We start from the raw sequence: 15,698 nt of genomic DNA, 5'->3' as shown, positions 1-15,698 counted from the left end.
TGTCTAAATCTAGTTTGGAGACCTTGTCATGTCCCTGTTTTCCCCGCTGACGCTGCCCAATGGCGCTATTATCCCAAACCGCATCGCCAAGGCCGCGATGGAAGAGAATATGGCGGACGGTGACCACGCGCCGTCCGCCGAGCTCATCAGCCTCTATCGTGCGTGGGCCGCGGGTGGATCCGGGCTCATCATCACTGGCAATGTGATGATCGATGCCCACGCCATGACCGGCCCGGCCGGTATTGTCCTGGAAGACGACCGTTATCTCGACCGCTTCAAGACATGGGCGGACGCCGCGCGAGCGGGCGGTGGCGAGGTCTGGATGCAGATCAATCATCCCGGCCGCCAGATGCCGGCTGGGCTTGGCCAGCCGACACTGGCTCCATCCGCGATCGCGCTCGATCTTGGCGCGCAGTCCAAAGTTTTCCCCGTGCCGCGCGAGATGACGTCCGACGACATCGCCGAGATCGAGCGCCGCTTTGTCAACACTGCGGTTCTGGCGGAACGCGCTGGTTTCACCGGCGTCGAGATCCACGCGGCCCATGGCTATCTGCTGAGCCAGTTCCTTTCCCCACTCGCCAACCACCGGAAGGATCGCTGGGGCGGAAACCTCGAAAACCGTGCGCGTCTTTTGCTGGATATCGTTCGCAGCGTGCGCGCGGCCGTCTCGCCGGGCTTTGCCGTGGCGGTCAAACTCAACTCGGCCGATTTCCAGCGTGGCGGTTTCTCGCCTGACGATGCGCAAGCCGTGGTCGCCATGCTCGGCAACCTCGGTGTAGACCTCGTTGAGTTGTCCGGCGGCAGCTATGAAGCGCCAGCGATGATGGGTGCGGCGCGCGATGACCGCACCTTGGCACGCGAAGCCTACTTCCTCGAATTTGCGCGCAAGATCGCAGAAGCCGCGACGATGCCGCTAATGGTCACAGGCGGCATCAGGCGTCGCGAGGTGGCGGAGACGGTGATCGAAAGTGGTGTGGCCATGGCGGGGATCGCGACGGCGCTCGCTATCGAGCCGAACCTGCCGCGTAACTGGAGCCTCGGGAAAAACGACGCTCCGGCGCTGAAGCCGATCACCTGGAAGAACAAGCCAGTTGCATCTTCGGCGCACATGGCCGCTGTCCGCTACCAGTTGGTCCGCCTCAGCCGTCGCCGGCGCACGGCTCCGAATGTGTCGCCGGTCTGGGCGCTGCTCACCTCCCAGATATGCGCAAAGCGCAGCACGCGTCGGTATCGTCACTGGATGGCGGAGCGGAAGGCGGCCTGATCGCCCACCGACGAATTTGCGCCAGTTAACGGGAGTTGCCCGGCTCTTGACTCTGGCGCTGCCACCGCGCCTCAGGCCGTCTTCAGGATTGACAGGCCGGCCGGATGTGTCGACCGCTCATTCTCGCCCGTTTTCCAGCGCTCGAAGGCGGCTCGGCCGAGAATGGCGACGGACGTATCCTCCTGGGGAGCATGGACGAGAACGGACTGGATATCCCGGAAATGCCGCTCGAGGCCGAGATCGGCGTTGAGGCCGGGATTGCCGATGCCACGGACAGCCAGTTGCACGGCTTCCCGGATTTGCCTGCCGGCGAGAAGCCGGGCCCTTATCAGGTGTTCGGCGTCGCCGATATGGCTTGCGAGTGTGTCGAAGATGATCTGCCGGGCACCGGAGACCAAAAGGTCGATCTCACCCGAAAGCGTGACAAAACGTTCTGTCCGCGCAATGGGATGGCCGAGATTGGCGGGCACGCGTTCGTGGGCGAAACGAATGAATGCTTCCTGAGCTGCTTCGGCCGCGCCCAGATAGATTGCCGTGAGCGCGAGCGTCATTGCCGCGTGGCTGCGATTATCCTGCTGGGCAACCGAGGGGTCAACGAGCTCCAGCACATTTTCTGCCGGGATTTCAACCTCGGTATATTCGACGTCGTGCGAACCGGTCGCCCGCATTCCGAGGCTCTTCCAGTTCTCTATGATCTTGATGCCGGGCAGGCCGTTGGGGACCACGAAGGTACCGACCCGCGCCTGAACCTCATCGGTGTGCGCCCAGACGAGGAAGTGTGTGAGGCCATGCGCACCCGTCACGAAGCGCTTGCGGCCCGTGATCGACCAGCCATTTGCCGTCCGGTGCGCGCGCGTGGCGGGCAATCCGCCGCGTGCCGGAGAGCCCAGCTCGGGTTCCACACGGGCGGCATTCAGCAGCAGCGGCTGATGTTTGGCCCTGGAAAGAAGATCCCTGTAAAGGCCGTCAGGCCAGTGGTCCTTCGTTGCCTGCCCCAGATGGGTGAAGATCGTCATCGCGCTGATGAGGGCCACAGAGGGATCACCGCGCCCAAGCGCTGCCAGAATATGGGCTGCGGTGCTCAGGGTCCCTGCCGGGCCGCCGTAACGCGTGGCCACGGTGCTCTCGAGAAGCCCCGCCTGATGAACGGCGCGAATGCCGGTCCAGGGAAACTGGCCGGTCTGATCGGCATCCGGTGCGGCTTCGGAAAGGACGCGCACGGCTGCGTCAAGTGCGGTGGGATCATACGACATGCGGATAACGGCTTTCTGGAGGTCGAGAGGCGGGATCATCCGTTACGGGCATGGATGATCCCGTCCTAGAAGGAAAGTGCATAGGTCCGACGGCGTGGCCGGACTGCCGCGATCAGGCGGCGGCCTTCTTTTTTGCCTCTTCGCGTTCGCGAATGCCTTCGCGGACGAGGGGCAGGATGTATCGTCCATAGTCGACGGCATCATTATAATTGTCGTATCCACGGATCGAAATCAGATCGGCGCCGAGATCGATATAGTCGAGAATGGAGTCGGCGATCGTTCGTGGTGATCCGACCAAAGCGGTTGTTGCGCCGCTTGCATTGGTCGCGGTGACCGTCGGATACCACAGCGCCCGGTCGTGAACATCGCCGCGTTTGGCGATATCGAGCAGGCGCTGGGAGCCGATATTGGCGGGGGCTGTTGCGTTGACGGGTGCGCGGGAAAGACCCTTCTGACGGTTCTCATTCAGGCGGTCGAGAACCCTGTGTGCCTTTTCCCAGGCCAGTTCGTCCGTTTCAGCCACGATTGGCCGGAAGGTAACCCAGATGCGCGGTCGATCGGTTCGGCCTGCTTTTGCGGCTTCGGCATAGATACGGTCGATCTGCTGCTTGGTTTCAGCCAGAGGTTCGCCCCAGAGGCCGAAAATATCGCACAGTGAGCCGCCGATACGATAGGCGGCGTCTGACGAACCGCCGAGCGAAATCGGGATCACACCGTTGATGGGGCGCACGGCGCTGCGGAATTGCTTGAACTGGTAATATTTGCCGTCGAAATCGAAGGGTTCGGTTGAAGTCCAGGCAAGGCGGAGAATGCGGATATATTCTTCCTGACGTTCGTAACGCTCTTCCTTGTTGAGGAAATCTCCCTCGCGCGCCTGTTCCTCGTCGCTGCCGCCCGCGATGAAGTGGACGACGACGCGCCCGCCGCTCAATTGGTCGAGCGTGGCGAGCGATTTGGCCGCAACCGTCGGATAAACGGTGTTGGGCCGGAGGGCGACGATGATCTTGATGTGCTTGGTATGCGCAAGCACCGTTGCGCCCAAAGTGAAGGGGTCGAACGAAGAAGAGGAATAGGGAATGAGCGTGTAGTTGAACCCGTAGTCGTCCAGCGCACGCGCATAACGTTCGAGGAAAAGCGGATCGACCGGAGCATCCGGGATGGGGTTCAGATCATTGGACGCGTTGGGAAAGCTGACGCTGATGAATTCCGCAGCCATGGGAGCTCCTTGGTGTTTCTGTGTGTCGGGTAAAAGCTAAAGCCGGCACGGCATATGAGGAAGACAGGTCTTTCTATTTCTATTGAATATGTAGAAAATATTGCCCGACTATGCTGATGGTCTAGAAGCCTCGATTGCCGTCTGTTCCGGTTCGTCGTGATGCGGAGTAGGTCTCCACCCCAGAGACGGAGCAACCGCCGTTGCAAGATCGGTAAGCAATCTTATGTTTTCGGACAGTCCGAAAGCGGGAGGCAGAAACAGGACGAGTTCGTCTGCTGCTGCCAGCCCCGGGTCGCTCAACACCGCCTCTATGACGGCATCCGGTGTTCCTTGAAAGACCGGAGAAATCATCGCGCCAACCGGCTGGCCGGCGGGAGCCAGCGCCCCCTTCGGGCGCGAGGCGGCAATTCCCGCCGTGCGGCGTTCAAGATCGTAGGCTGCGTATTTCTCCCGCAGCTCCGGGGTGGTGCCGACCAGAATGGAAGCGGCAACGGCGACCGGCGGCGGCGTCGTTTTCCAGATGCGCTGCCAGTGGGTGCGATAGGCTTCGATGATGCGCGCCTGATATTGACCGAAAGTCTCGCCCTCGGCCTGATCGTGAAGCACGGTTCCTGAAATCAGGCCGATCCCGAGTTCGGCAGCCTGTATCGCTGAATCGAGGCTGGCAGAGCCTTGCCGGATACGGCCGCGCAAACTGGGGCTATGTGGGGTCACGCGTAACTCGGCTCCCGCAGGCGCGCCTGTGTCCCGCTCCGTAACCGTGTGCAGAACATCGCCGGCAATGGCGGCGAGGAAACGCGACTGGCGCCGCTTTGCCTCTGTCCGGGCATCGGTATCGACGGTTCCAAAAACGGCGTCGAACGCACCGTTGGCCCCGGTCGAAATGGCAAGTTCAAGCCGGCCGTCGATCAAAAGATCGGTTGTTCCCGCCGCCTCAGCCAGGAGGATAGGGTCCTGATAACGCATCGGGATGACGGCGGAGCCGAGCGTGATGTGCCGCGTATGCTGGCCGACTGCCGCAAAGAAGGGTAATGGCGAAGAAAGGTAGTGATCGAAGTGACGCTGATAGGCCCAGCCTGACTGATACCCCAGCCTTTCCGCCTGTCTGAACAGTTCTATCCCCTGTCGCAGCCCCTTTGCCGGACCGTCATCGTCGTTGAACGACACCCGCGTATTGAAACCAAGCCGCTGCTTCGGTCGAAAAACCACGGGAAGGCCGCCGGAAGGTGCAGCAATATTCATGCGAGTTGCTCCTTCCGCAGAGCGTGCCGGGCCGCGGGAATGCGAACCGTCCCGGCAATGCCCGACGGGATGGAGTTCAGCAGCGACGCGGTATATTCATGTTTCGGATTGCCGAAAATCTCGGTGACGGTGCCATGTTCGACAATGCGTCCCCGCTGCATCACCGAAACGCTATGCGCAAGTTGCCGGACCAGAGCGAGGTCGTGCGAAACGAAAACATAGGTCAGGCCGAGCTTCGCCTGCAGCGACAACAAAACCTCGACGATATCTGCCTGAACGCTGACATCGAGAGCGGAGGTGGGCTCGTCCAGTACGATCACATCCGGTTTGAGGACCAGCGAACGGGCGATTGCCACACGCTGACGTTGCCCGCCGGACAGGGCCGACGGTTTGCGCTCCAGCAGGTGCTCGCTCAAGCCGACATTCGCGAGCGCTTCCCGTACCCGCTCGGAGCGCTCTTTCGGCGTCCCGATTTCGAACCGGTCGAGTGGTTCACGAACAAGCTGTCCCACCTTCCATGTCGGGTCGAGTGATGTAAACGGGTTCTGGTAAACCAGTTGAAGATGCCGCCAGACGGACCGCAGCGAAGCGCGGCTTTTGCTCGTGACGGTCTCGTCGGCAACCGTGATCGTACCGCTTTCCGGCTCTTCGAGCCCCAGCAGCAGGCGGATCGTCGTCGTCTTGCCGGAGCCGGATTCGCCGACGAGGGCATGGGTCGTGCCGGCCGGAACCGTAAACGAAATATCGTCCACCGCCGTCAGGGTTTTGCCATCGACGGTGAAGCGCTTGGTGACGCCGCTGACGGCGATCTTTGGCGATTTGTCGCTCTCGAGAAGGCTGAAGCCCGGATCGCGGAGCTTGGCATAACGCTCCGGGTTGAGCGCGGGCACGTCGCCATGAAGCTTTTTCGCATAGGGTGAGGAGGGGGAGGAAAAAACGGCCGATGTCCTGCCCGCTTCCTGTACGACACCGTTCTTCAGCACGACGAGATTGTCTGCCCTTTCTGCCGCTATTGCGAGATCATGGGTAATGAGAAGCAGGCTAATGTTCAGCTCGTCGCGAATGCGGGAGAGGAGATCGAGGATTCGCTTCTGGATCGTGACGTCGAGTGCCGAGGTCGGTTCGTCCGCCACCAGCAGCGCAGGGCGCGGCAATATTGCCAGAGCGATCAGCACGCGCTGCAGCATCCCTCCGGAGAGCTGGTGTGGATAGGAATCGTAGACCCGTTGCGGATTGTCGAGACCCACCTTGGCGAATGTGTCGAGGATAAGTGTCTTGCGGATCGCAGGATTGGCCTCTTCCGTCAGCGCTGCGGCCTCCAGTGCCTGGGAGCCGATTGTTCTCACAGGATTGAGAGCGTTGCCCGGATCCTGCGGCACGAAGCCGATTTCACGGCCACGAAACGGCCTGAAGCGGCGCTCCGGTAATGCAAGAATGTTCTGCCTGTCGAAGACGACCTGGCCCGTGGCGTTCGCACCGTTGGGAAGAAGCCTCAGCACGGCTTTCGCGATTGTCGATTTTCCAGAACCGGATTCTCCGATAAGGGCGAGGCTTTCGCCGCGCCCGATTTCGAAACCGACATTATGGACGACCTCCTGCCTCCCGTAGGCAACGGCAAGGTTTTCGACCTTGAGGAGGGGCGTTGCGTGTAGTGGAGACGCTGCCACGATCTCGGGTAGGACTGGCGCTGTTTTCAGTGCGATTTGCGAAGCCATCGGCTGATCCTGTTGACAGAGAGGACGGTCACGATCGTAACGAACGCGGGCGCATAAACGAGCCAGGGCCATTTGAGGTAGTCCTTGCCGATTGAAATCAGCAGGCCCCAGTCGGAAGAAGGCGGAGGGTCGCCGTAGCCGAGGAAGGCGAGGCTGGCGATGACCAGGATGGACTCGCCGAATTGCAGCACGGCGAGCGGCAGCATCGAGCGGGATGCATTTGGAAGGACGTGTCTGAGAACGATGTAGCGGCGTGAACCGCCCAGCAGAAACGAGGCCTCCACGAAGGTCGCCTGACGGGTCTTGATGACCTCGGAGCGCGCCACGCGGGCGAAAAACGCAATGGCCGATATGCCCGTCGCGATCGCCGCATTGATCGTTTCGAAGCCGATGGCCGTGACGATGATGACCGCGAGCAGGAACTTCGGGATGGACAGCAGTACGTCGACAAAACGCGCAAAGACGATATCCACCCAGCCGCCGAAAAACCCGGCGAGCAAACCGATCACGCCACCGATGAAGACGCCGATGACGACGGCGACCAAAGCGCTCGATACGGATGAGGCTGTGCCATAAACGACCCGTGTATAGAGATCGCGCCCCAGATGATCCGTGCCGAACCAGTGCGCAAAGCTTGGCGCAAGAAGCTTGTCCGCCGGAACGCCGTTGATCGGGCTCTGGCTGGTGAACAGTTGCGGCGCAATCGACCAGGCGACGACAATCGCGATGACGAGGAGGGAAAGCGCAACCGTTGCGGTGATGTTGAGAGCTTTCAGCTTCTCGAAGGGATTGCTGCCGGAGACCGGGCTGGAGATAAGGCTCATGGTTTGGCCCCCGTTTCAAGGCCAAGCGGCGTGTCATCGATGGCTGCCAGACGACGTTTTCGGCCGGCGATAATTTTCACCCGCGGATCGAGCAGCGGATAGAGAAGATCGGCGATGAGGTTGACGACAACGAACACCACGGCTCCCAGCGAGACGATGGCCTGCAGGACGGGCAGGTCCTGCGTGCTGACGGAGCGCTGTACGAGACTGCCGATACCGGTGCGGCCGAACACGGTTTCCGTGATCAGCGAATTGCCCAGAAGTTCACCCACGGTCAGGGCGATGACGGTTACGACCGGCAGCGATGCGGGCTTGAGCAGATGTGTCGCGAAAAGCCGTTTCGGCCCGATGCCGCGGCTGCGGGCAACCGCTGCGTAATCCTGCTCCGCTTCATGGTCGAGATTGGCGATCAGGACTTCCGCGATCTGTGCGGAAAACGGTATGCCGATGGTGATTGCCGCAAACAGCGTCGCCCAGAAGCTGTCAGGCTCGATGACCCGGAACAGCCTGAGCTGAAAACCGAAGAGATGGATCAGAAACAGGCCGATGACGAAATTGGGTGTCGACAGGAATAGCGAGGGGAAGGCCCGCAGCAATCCCTGCCCATATCGTTTCGGCGCGACCTGCGTGCCATAGGCAACGGCGAAGGCGAGGATCAACGCCACCGTGAGCCCGGCGGAGGCCAAAACCAGCGTCGATGGCAGCACTTCGGCAATCAGGGTCGCCACGGGTCGATTGGATCGCATCGAAACACCGAGATCGCCCGTCAGGAATGCCGACAGGGAGTGCCAGAGCTGCACGATGATCGGCCTGTCCAGCCCCTGTGCAGCAATAATTTCAGCGATCTCCTGTTCCGAAAAACCGTTCTGAGGGTTGCGCAGAACGCTGGTGATCGGGTCGCCAGGCAAAACGCTGACGACCACGAAGGTGAAGACATAGGCCAGAAGGATGACGACGATCGCCTGGCCGAGCCGCTTTGCGGCGTAGGTTAGGTAGGCATTGCTCATGCCGTCACCTCCTTGACGTTACTCGGTGGGTGCTGGCCTCATTCGGCAATGAACGCTGTGTAATAGCTGGCGTAAGCGACGCCGTTATAGACTTCGCCCTTCAGCTTCGGCGACTGCACGTAAATGCGCTGAACGATTTGCGTGCGTGGTATGAAGTAGCCCTGTTCCAGCAGGTATTTTTGCAGGCCGTCCAAAAGAGGCTTTCGTTCTTCGACGGAACCCGCACCGGCGATTTTGTCGCGCAGATCGTTCAGCTTGGCGTCACGATCATCCAGCGCAAACCAGTTCTCGCCATTGTTGGCGTTGGTCAGGATGCTGGCGACCGTGCCGGCGTCGATGAAGCTGCGCGTGACTTCATATGTGGGAACGGCGGCGCCACCGAATTTGACCTTCTCGCCATAGGTCACGACATCATAAGCCCTGATGTTGACCTTCCACCCGAGCTTGCCAAGCTGCTGGGCAATCAACTCATCGACGGATTTCGAGGTTGCCAGGTAAGGATTGGAATGGATCGTCAGTTCCAGCGGCTTGCCGTCTTTCACCCGAACGCCGTTCGCGCCCTTGACCCATCCGGCTTCGTCCAGAAGTTTTTCCGACTTGTCCGGGTTATAGGCGAGGAGATCGCTGTGATCCGTGGCACCCGGGACATTGCTTTGAATGAACGATGTCGCAAGCTTCCAGTCCTGCGTATAGACGGTGTCGATGATCTCCTGGCGATTGATGCCTGCCTGGAGTGCCTGACGCACCTTCACGTCATCATAGGGTTGAAGCTTGGTGTTGACCGCCCAGCCATTGACGAAGCCGAGATAACGCGGGGTCGCGACGGTGAAGCCTTCCTCCTTGAGCGATTTCAGCTCCTGGGGCGAGGCATTGTAAGCGACGTCCGCCTGACCGGACTGAACGGAAGCGACGCGGAGGGATGGCTCCGACACCAGCTTGTAGGTGATGGTATCGAGATAGGCGGGGCCGGTGTGGCCGACTGCGGCAGGTCCCCAATTATAATCCTTGCGCTTGACCAGCGTGACATGGTCGCCCTCTTTCCAGGACTCCACCACATAAGGCCCGCTGCCGGCGGTCTTGCTGAGGTCAGCCTGCTGGCCGGCCGGCTGGGCAATGCTCTTGGGAGAGATCAGGATGGAACCGTGATAACCAAGGGTTGGAATGAAACCGAGCGTGGGTTTCTTGAAGAATACTTTGACCGTCGTGGCATCGACCGCTTCAGCGTGATCGTAGGTCTTGGGGAAGAGGCCGATCGGGTTGATCCCCTCGCTCTTGCGGCCGGCATACCAGATGTCGAGATTGGCAACGACGGCCTTGGCATCAAGCGGTTCGCCATCGGAGAAAGTCACGCCGCTTTTGAGGTGAAGCGTGAATTCCGTTGCGGTGTCGTTCTGCTCCCAACGTTCGGCAATCCATGGGCTAACCTTGCCTTCGGCATCGACGTAAAGCAGCTTATCCGTCACATGACCCCATATATGGCCCTGGAAGCTCGAAATGGCGCTGTTGTTGGGGATCCATGTATCGCCCAGTGAATCGATCAGAAATGTGATGTCACCGCCATCGCGCGGCGTATCCGCGGCGATTGCCGTCAGAGGTGCTGCTGTCGATAAAAACAGCGAGGCCGAGACTGCAAGGGAGGCTGTGAAAAGCAACCGGCGACGCGAGAGGGAGAATGAGAAAGAACGTTGTGTCATGGTATGATCCTGAAAAATTCAAAGTTTTTTCGTTGTAATTTCGGCATCTCCTGCGGTCGTACATGCTGCTGCCGTCATTGGAACAACGCATGTTAAACCGTTGCCGCACCGGCCTTTCAGCCGAGCGGGGGAATGCTTGAGTTCATTGGGTGGGCGGGTTGACCGCGAGGGTTAGCGAGCGGCTCCTGGCAGCTTGCCTGGATGAGGAGCGCGCCCGCTTCTACATATTTCAGTCATGTCGCGGCCCCTTCGTTGCGGTGTTTATCTTGCCCATAAACTAGCAGCCGGGCGTGAGGGAGAAAGACTGGTTATTCTTTTTCTATCGATTTAGTGAATTATTTTATCGCCATTTTGCCGGCAGTTTGGATTGGTGTTTCAGACGCATGTAAATTGCCGTCTCGCACCGGCGATAGATGATGTCGCGGTGCCGGAGATACTGTGTCACGCGGCACAAAGGTCATGGCTTCGAAAACCCTGACCGGCGGCAGGTCGCCGGTGAAAAGCTCAACCTCCACCTTGGCGATCTGGCCGGTCGAACCTTGCGCCAGTTTCGAAGTGCCGATGTCGCGGGTGAGGATGTTGGGGTTGCCATGGATGCAGATGGCATTGTCCGCAATGGGATCCAGCGGCTCGAACCATGCGCCGGTGGCAAGCTGCATCACGCCCGGCATGACGTCATCGCTCAGGATAGCGCCGGCGAGGCAGCGTCCGCGTGCATTAAAAAGCCTGACGACGTCGCCGTGAGATATTCCCCGGGCAGACGCATCGGCGGGATGGATGCGGACAGGTTCTCTATCTTTGATCTTGGTCGAACGGCTGAAATCGCCATAGTCCAGCTGGCTGTGCAGACGCTGATACGGCTGGTTGCAGACGAGATGAAGGGGGTGGAGGGGCGCGTCATCCGATATCTCCGCTCGTGGCGGATACCAGCGCGGATGACCTTTGCAGTCGTCATAACCGAAGCCCTCGACAGTTTCGGAAAAAATCTCGATCTTTCCTGAAGGCGTTGGCAGCGGTTTAGTCTCGGGGTCCAGCAGGAAGCTGCGCGCCGGGCCACCTTCGTCAGGTTTAACCGGAAGAAGCAGCTCCCCACGCTCCCAGAAGGTTTCAAAATCAGGCGCATCATGTCCGCCTGCCGCGAGCGCGTTACGGGTGGTCTCGTACAGGAAGGTGAGCCATTCCCTGCTGCTACGGTTTTCGGTAAAGGCCTCGAACCTGCCAAGTTCACGCGCAATGCCGGCGAATATCTCGTAATCATCGCGTGCTTCACCAACGGGGTCGATCAGGCGCTTCATGGCGATCATCAGGGGATCGCGATCTGCGGCGCCGATGTCGTCACGCTCAAGCGTGGTGGTGGCGGGCAGCACGATATCGGCATGTCGCGCGGTGGAGGTCCAGGCCGATTCGTGGACGATGATCGTTTCGGGACGCCGGAAAGCGGCCCGTAACCGGTTGATATCCTGATGATGATGGAATGGATTGCCGCCTGCCCAATAGACGAGCCGGATATCGGGGTAGCGAAGTGAGTGGCCGTTATAATGAAACTCCGCGCCGGGATTGAGCAGCATGTCGGCGATGCGTGCGCAGGGGATATAGTCCGGCACGGGGTTTTTGAACTGTTGCAATGTTGGCAAGGGAACGGCGAGCAGGTTCTTGCCGATATTGCCCAGTGCGCCGAGGGAATAGGAGAATCCGCCGCCATCCAATCCGATCTGGCCGAGCATGGCGGCAAGGACAATGCCCATCCACACCGGCTGTTCGCCATAATCAGCCCGCTGCAGCGAATGGCTGACCGTGATCAGGGTCCTCGAACTGGACATCTTCCGCGCCAGCTCGCGGATCGTCTCCGAGGCGATGTTGCAGATAGCGGCCGCCCATTCCGGGCTCTTGTGCTGGCCGTCCTCCCTGCCGAGAAGATAGGTCTCGAACCGCTCATATCCAACCGTATAACGCTCCAGAAACGTCCGGTCGTGCAGCCCTTCCGTGACGAGGACGTGCGCAAGCCCGAGCATCATCGCCACGTCCGTGCCGGGAGTTATGGAAAGCCACTCGGCATTCACATCACTGGGAAAATCGTCTGCCAGCGGGCTGATAAATGTGAAATGCGCGCCGCGAGCGCTCGCGCCGGCCAGTTTCTGCCGGACCGTGTGCGTGCTGATCCCTCCACCATGGACATCGGCGTTCTTGATCGCCATGCCACCGAAGGCAAGCACCAGCTCGCTGCTGCGTTCGATCGCATCCCAGGTCACGCTCTTGCGGTCGAAGCTGTCATACGGTCCAAGCACATGGGGGATTATCACCATGGCCGCGCCGGAACTGTAAGTGTTGACGGACCGGACATATCCGCCAAGGACATTCAGAAAACGGTGTATTTGGCTTTGTGCGTGATGAAACCGGCCGGCACTCGACCAACCATAGGAGCCGCCGAACACCGCGCCCGGGCCATGATCGTCATAGACCCGTCCAAGCTCGTCCGCGACCAGTTTCGTTGCTTCGGCCCAACTGACCTCGACGTAATCGTCAGCGCCGCGTCGCTGTGTATGGCCCGTTTCGCGCTCAAGCCAGCCACGCCGGATCGCAGGCCGCCGGACGCGAGCCGGGCTATGGGCAACTGCGGGAAGATTGCCCAGAAGCGGTGACGGGTGCGGGTCGCCGGGGTGCGGCTCTATCTCCAGTCGCCCATTTGCAAACCGACCGGAGAACGCGCCCCAATGGGAACTGTGAGTTTTGAAGGAATTCATCGCGTGACCTCACGATCAGGATTGCTAAACGGCAATTCTATTTCGGCAGGATTTTTCCCGGGTTCATGATACCGGCGGGATCGACCGCATGTTTGATGAGCGCCATCAGATCAACCGCGTCGCCATGTTCTTCACGCAGATAAGCGATCTTGCCGATGCCCACGCCATGTTCGCCAGTCGAAGTGCCACCGACAGAGAGGGCATATTGCACCATCTTCTTGTTGATGGTCGCCACTTCGCCGAGCTCTTCCGCATTGCCGGGGTCGACCGCGAAGACGACGTGATAATTGCCGTCGCCGACGTGGCCGAGGATAGCTGCCGGAACGCTGCAATCCTTAAGAAGTTCGCGGGTGTTCAATATGCAGTTGCTGAGCTGCGAGACCGGAACACAGACATCCGATGACCAGCCTTTGGCATTTGGCCTCTGGGATACGACGGCATAGAACGCATTATGCCTCGCTTTCCAGAGGCGATTACGGTCTTCGGGTGCATTGGCCCACTCGAAATCCTTGCCGCCATGGTCCTCCACGATAGTGGATACCATATCGACCTGCTCCTGAACGCCGGCGGGCGAGCCGTGAAACTCGAAAGCCAACGTATCCTCGATCTTCAGGTCCTGCCCGGAATAGGCGTTAACGGCCCTGATCAGGCCACGGTCCATAAGCTCCATGCGGGCGACCGGGATGCCCAGCTGCACGACCTGAATGGCTGCTGCCACCGCCTGTTCGACGCTCTCGAAAGAGCAGAGTGCTGCCGAGATGGTCTCCGGTATTCCGTAGAGGCGGAGCGTTATTTCGGTGATGATCCCGAGAGTGCCTTCCGAGCCCACAAATAACCGCGTCAGGTCATAGCCGGCGGAAGATTTTCTGGCGCGACCGCCGGTCCTGATGATCTGGCCGGTCGGCAGCACCACGGTCAGCCCGAGCACGTTTTCCCGCATCGTTCCATAGCGGACGGCATTGGTGCCGGAAGCGCGGGTTGCGGCCATGCCGCCAATGGAGGCGTTTGCGCCGGGATCGATGGGAAAGAACAATCCCATGTCTCGCAGGTAAGTGTTTAGCTGCTCCCGCGTTACGCCGGCCTCAACCGTGCAATCCAGATCTTCACCGCTGATACGGGCGATCTTCGACATGCGTGAAAGGTCGACCGAGACCCCGCCATTAACGGCCGTCAAATGCCCCTCGAGCGAAGTGCCGGCGCCGAAAGCGATGACGGGCACACGCTCCGCCGCGCATAACCGCACGATTTCGGATACTTCTGCCGTGGTTTCAGCGAAAGCGACCGCGTCGGGAAACGCGGCTGCATGATGCGCTTCGCCACGCCCATGCTGCTCGCGCAGGGCAAGTGACGTCGATAGACGCTCACCGAGCAGGTCTTGCAGGGATAGGATGAGAGGAGCGGGCAGATCGGGCATAAGGAGATTCCATGGGAGCCTTGCGGGAGAAAGCCGCGAGAGGCTTTATGAACATAGGACGAAACGCCTTGGCAGGACCGCGAAACCGTCTCCCGCCGTCCGGCGGCGATATCAGGCGGCGAGCTTCTCACCGCTGAGATGACGCTCGAGGAACGGAAGACTATCCTGCCCCCAATAGAGTTCATTCTGATATCGGTAGGTCGGCACGCCGAACACACCGGCTGTCCTGGCGGCTTCGAAACTGGCCTTTTGCCGGGCCGCAACCGCATCGCTTTGGCCACGTTCATCGAGCGCCGCCGCATCAAAGCCCGCGGCTGTCGCAATCGCCCGCCGGACATCCGCATTGCCGATGTCTTCACCGCGAACCCAGAAAGCCTCCTGAAGCGAAAGTGCAAGCTTAAGCCAGTCCTGACCCGCCTCGATCGCTGCCGCAACCATCAGGCCTGCCGGTGAGGGATCGGAGAGAGCTGCGCGATTGTCGAAATTGAGCACTTTTCCGCGCAATTCCGCCCAGCGCTTCAGATCCCTGATCCAGTAGGCACGTCTGGCCTCAGGCCGGTTTCGCGAATAAATGGCGCCATTTTCCTCGATCAGCGGAATGACATGTGGGTGGATCGTGGCGCCCTGTTCTTTCGCCAGGGCAGCAAAGGGTTCGAGACCGATGAAGGCCCAGGGAGAGCCGATGCTGAAAAAATAATCGATCGTCTTTGTCATTGTCTGCTGCTTTCAGTTGGATTGATTGGTGGAGGCGGCCATGTCGAAGACGGAGAGAGCACAGTCACGCGCAACCAGGACAGCTTCAGGATTCCGCCCGACGGCGACGGTTGCCAATGCCCCTTCGTAAAGAAGCGAAAGATGGGCGGCGGCAATCTGCGCAGTGCTGCCGGCTCTTGCGAGGACAGCGGCAAATACGTCCCTGACCTTCGCCTTATGGGTACGTGCAACGGATACGACACGCTCGGACTCGCCATGTTCCGCAACCGCAAGAGCGAAAGCGCAGCCGCGAAAATCCGGGCTGTCGGCTTTTTCGTGGAGTTGATCGAAGATCAGCCGGATCTGCTCCTTCGGAGCCATGTCCGCATCCAGCACTTTCTGAAACGAATAGATTACCCGCTCGTGCCGTGCCTCCAGATAGGCCGCAACGAGGTGATCCTTGGACGGGAAATGCCGGTAGAGCGTGGCTTTCGCAACATTCGCTTCTTCGATGATCCGATCTATGCCGACAGCCCGGATACCTTCACGATAGAAGAGCGTACCGGCGGCGGCGAGGATATGGTCTGATATGGCTTCTCTCATTTTATCGTTTCACATTGTCGTTTGATAAATGG

The 15,698-nt window shown here is 60.0% G+C and carries 12 protein-coding genes; 1 reads left to right on the top strand and 11 read right to left on the bottom strand.

The genetic code is table 11. The features are described 5' to 3' along the window. The first annotated feature begins 28 nt into the window (after positions 1-28). Complete coding sequence (locus QD336_RS20250; protein ID WP_499171951.1) at positions 29-1,264, top strand: NADH:flavin oxidoreductase/NADH oxidase family protein; 1,236 nt, start codon at positions 29-31, stop codon at positions 1,262-1,264. 71 nt (positions 1,265-1,335) lie between these two features. Here QD336_RS20250 and QD336_RS20245 read toward each other — a convergent pair whose 3' ends face one another. The 11 genes from QD336_RS20245 to QD336_RS20195 form a co-directional block, all read right to left on the bottom strand. Continuing rightward, complete coding sequence (locus QD336_RS20245; RefSeq protein ID WP_499171949.1) at positions 1,336-2,517, bottom strand: acyl-CoA dehydrogenase family protein; 1,182 nt, start codon at positions 2,515-2,517, stop codon at positions 1,336-1,338. A 112-nt stretch (positions 2,518-2,629) separates the two neighbouring features. Then, a complete protein-coding gene (locus tag QD336_RS20240; protein WP_269344585.1) occupies positions 2,630-3,733 on the bottom strand; it encodes an LLM class flavin-dependent oxidoreductase in 1,104 nt (367 codons plus the stop codon). A 108-nt stretch (positions 3,734-3,841) separates the two neighbouring features. After that, on the bottom strand, positions 3,842-4,975 hold the full coding sequence (locus QD336_RS20235) for an LLM class flavin-dependent oxidoreductase (RefSeq protein ID WP_499171946.1): 1,134 nt from the start codon (positions 4,973-4,975) through the stop codon (positions 3,842-3,844). Then, positions 4,972-6,690: a dipeptide ABC transporter ATP-binding protein gene (locus QD336_RS20230; RefSeq protein WP_499171944.1), complete on the bottom strand. Its 1,719-nt coding sequence runs from the start codon at positions 6,688-6,690 to the stop codon at positions 4,972-4,974. Before QD336_RS20230 ends, QD336_RS20235 begins: the two co-directional genes overlap by 4 nt. Next, positions 6,669-7,514 (bottom strand): ABC transporter permease, encoded by an 846-nt coding sequence (locus QD336_RS20225; RefSeq protein WP_499171943.1) that lies wholly within the window; start codon positions 7,512-7,514, stop codon positions 6,669-6,671. Before QD336_RS20225 ends, QD336_RS20230 begins: the two co-directional genes overlap by 22 nt. Next, a complete protein-coding gene (locus tag QD336_RS20220) occupies positions 7,511-8,521 on the bottom strand; it encodes an ABC transporter permease (RefSeq protein ID WP_499171942.1) in 1,011 nt (336 codons plus the stop codon). The genes QD336_RS20225 and QD336_RS20220 overlap by 4 nt, the downstream gene beginning before the upstream one ends. A 38-nt stretch (positions 8,522-8,559) precedes the next feature. Continuing rightward, positions 8,560-10,215 carry an ABC transporter substrate-binding protein gene (locus QD336_RS20215; protein ID WP_499171941.1) on the bottom strand — a complete coding sequence of 552 codons (1,656 nt, stop codon included), beginning with the start codon at positions 10,213-10,215 and terminating at the stop codon, positions 8,560-8,562. Positions 10,216-10,550: 335 nt separating this feature from the next. Continuing rightward, a complete protein-coding gene (locus QD336_RS20210; protein WP_499171940.1) occupies positions 10,551-12,956 on the bottom strand; it encodes a molybdopterin guanine dinucleotide-containing S/N-oxide reductase in 2,406 nt (801 codons plus the stop codon). Between the two features lie 37 nt (positions 12,957-12,993). Next, positions 12,994-14,370: an FAD-binding oxidoreductase gene (locus QD336_RS20205; RefSeq protein WP_499171939.1), complete on the bottom strand. Its 1,377-nt coding sequence runs from the start codon at positions 14,368-14,370 to the stop codon at positions 12,994-12,996. Between the two features lie 111 nt (positions 14,371-14,481). Further along, on the bottom strand, positions 14,482-15,084 hold the full coding sequence (locus QD336_RS20200; RefSeq protein ID WP_499171938.1) for a 2-hydroxychromene-2-carboxylate isomerase: 603 nt from the start codon (positions 15,082-15,084) through the stop codon (positions 14,482-14,484). 12 nt (positions 15,085-15,096) lie between these two features. Further along, positions 15,097-15,666, bottom strand: a complete 570-nt coding sequence (locus QD336_RS20195) for a TetR/AcrR family transcriptional regulator (protein ID WP_499171937.1) — start codon at positions 15,664-15,666, stop codon at positions 15,097-15,099. Positions 15,667-15,698: the final 32 nt, after the last annotated feature.

The organism is Rhizobium sp. BR 250 (assembly GCF_047445855.1).
Lineage (GTDB): Bacteria > Pseudomonadota > Alphaproteobacteria > Rhizobiales > Rhizobiaceae > Agrobacterium > Agrobacterium tumefaciens_I.
Note: the sequence above shows the minus strand (reverse complement) of the source record. Positions and strands in the feature narration are given on the sequence as shown.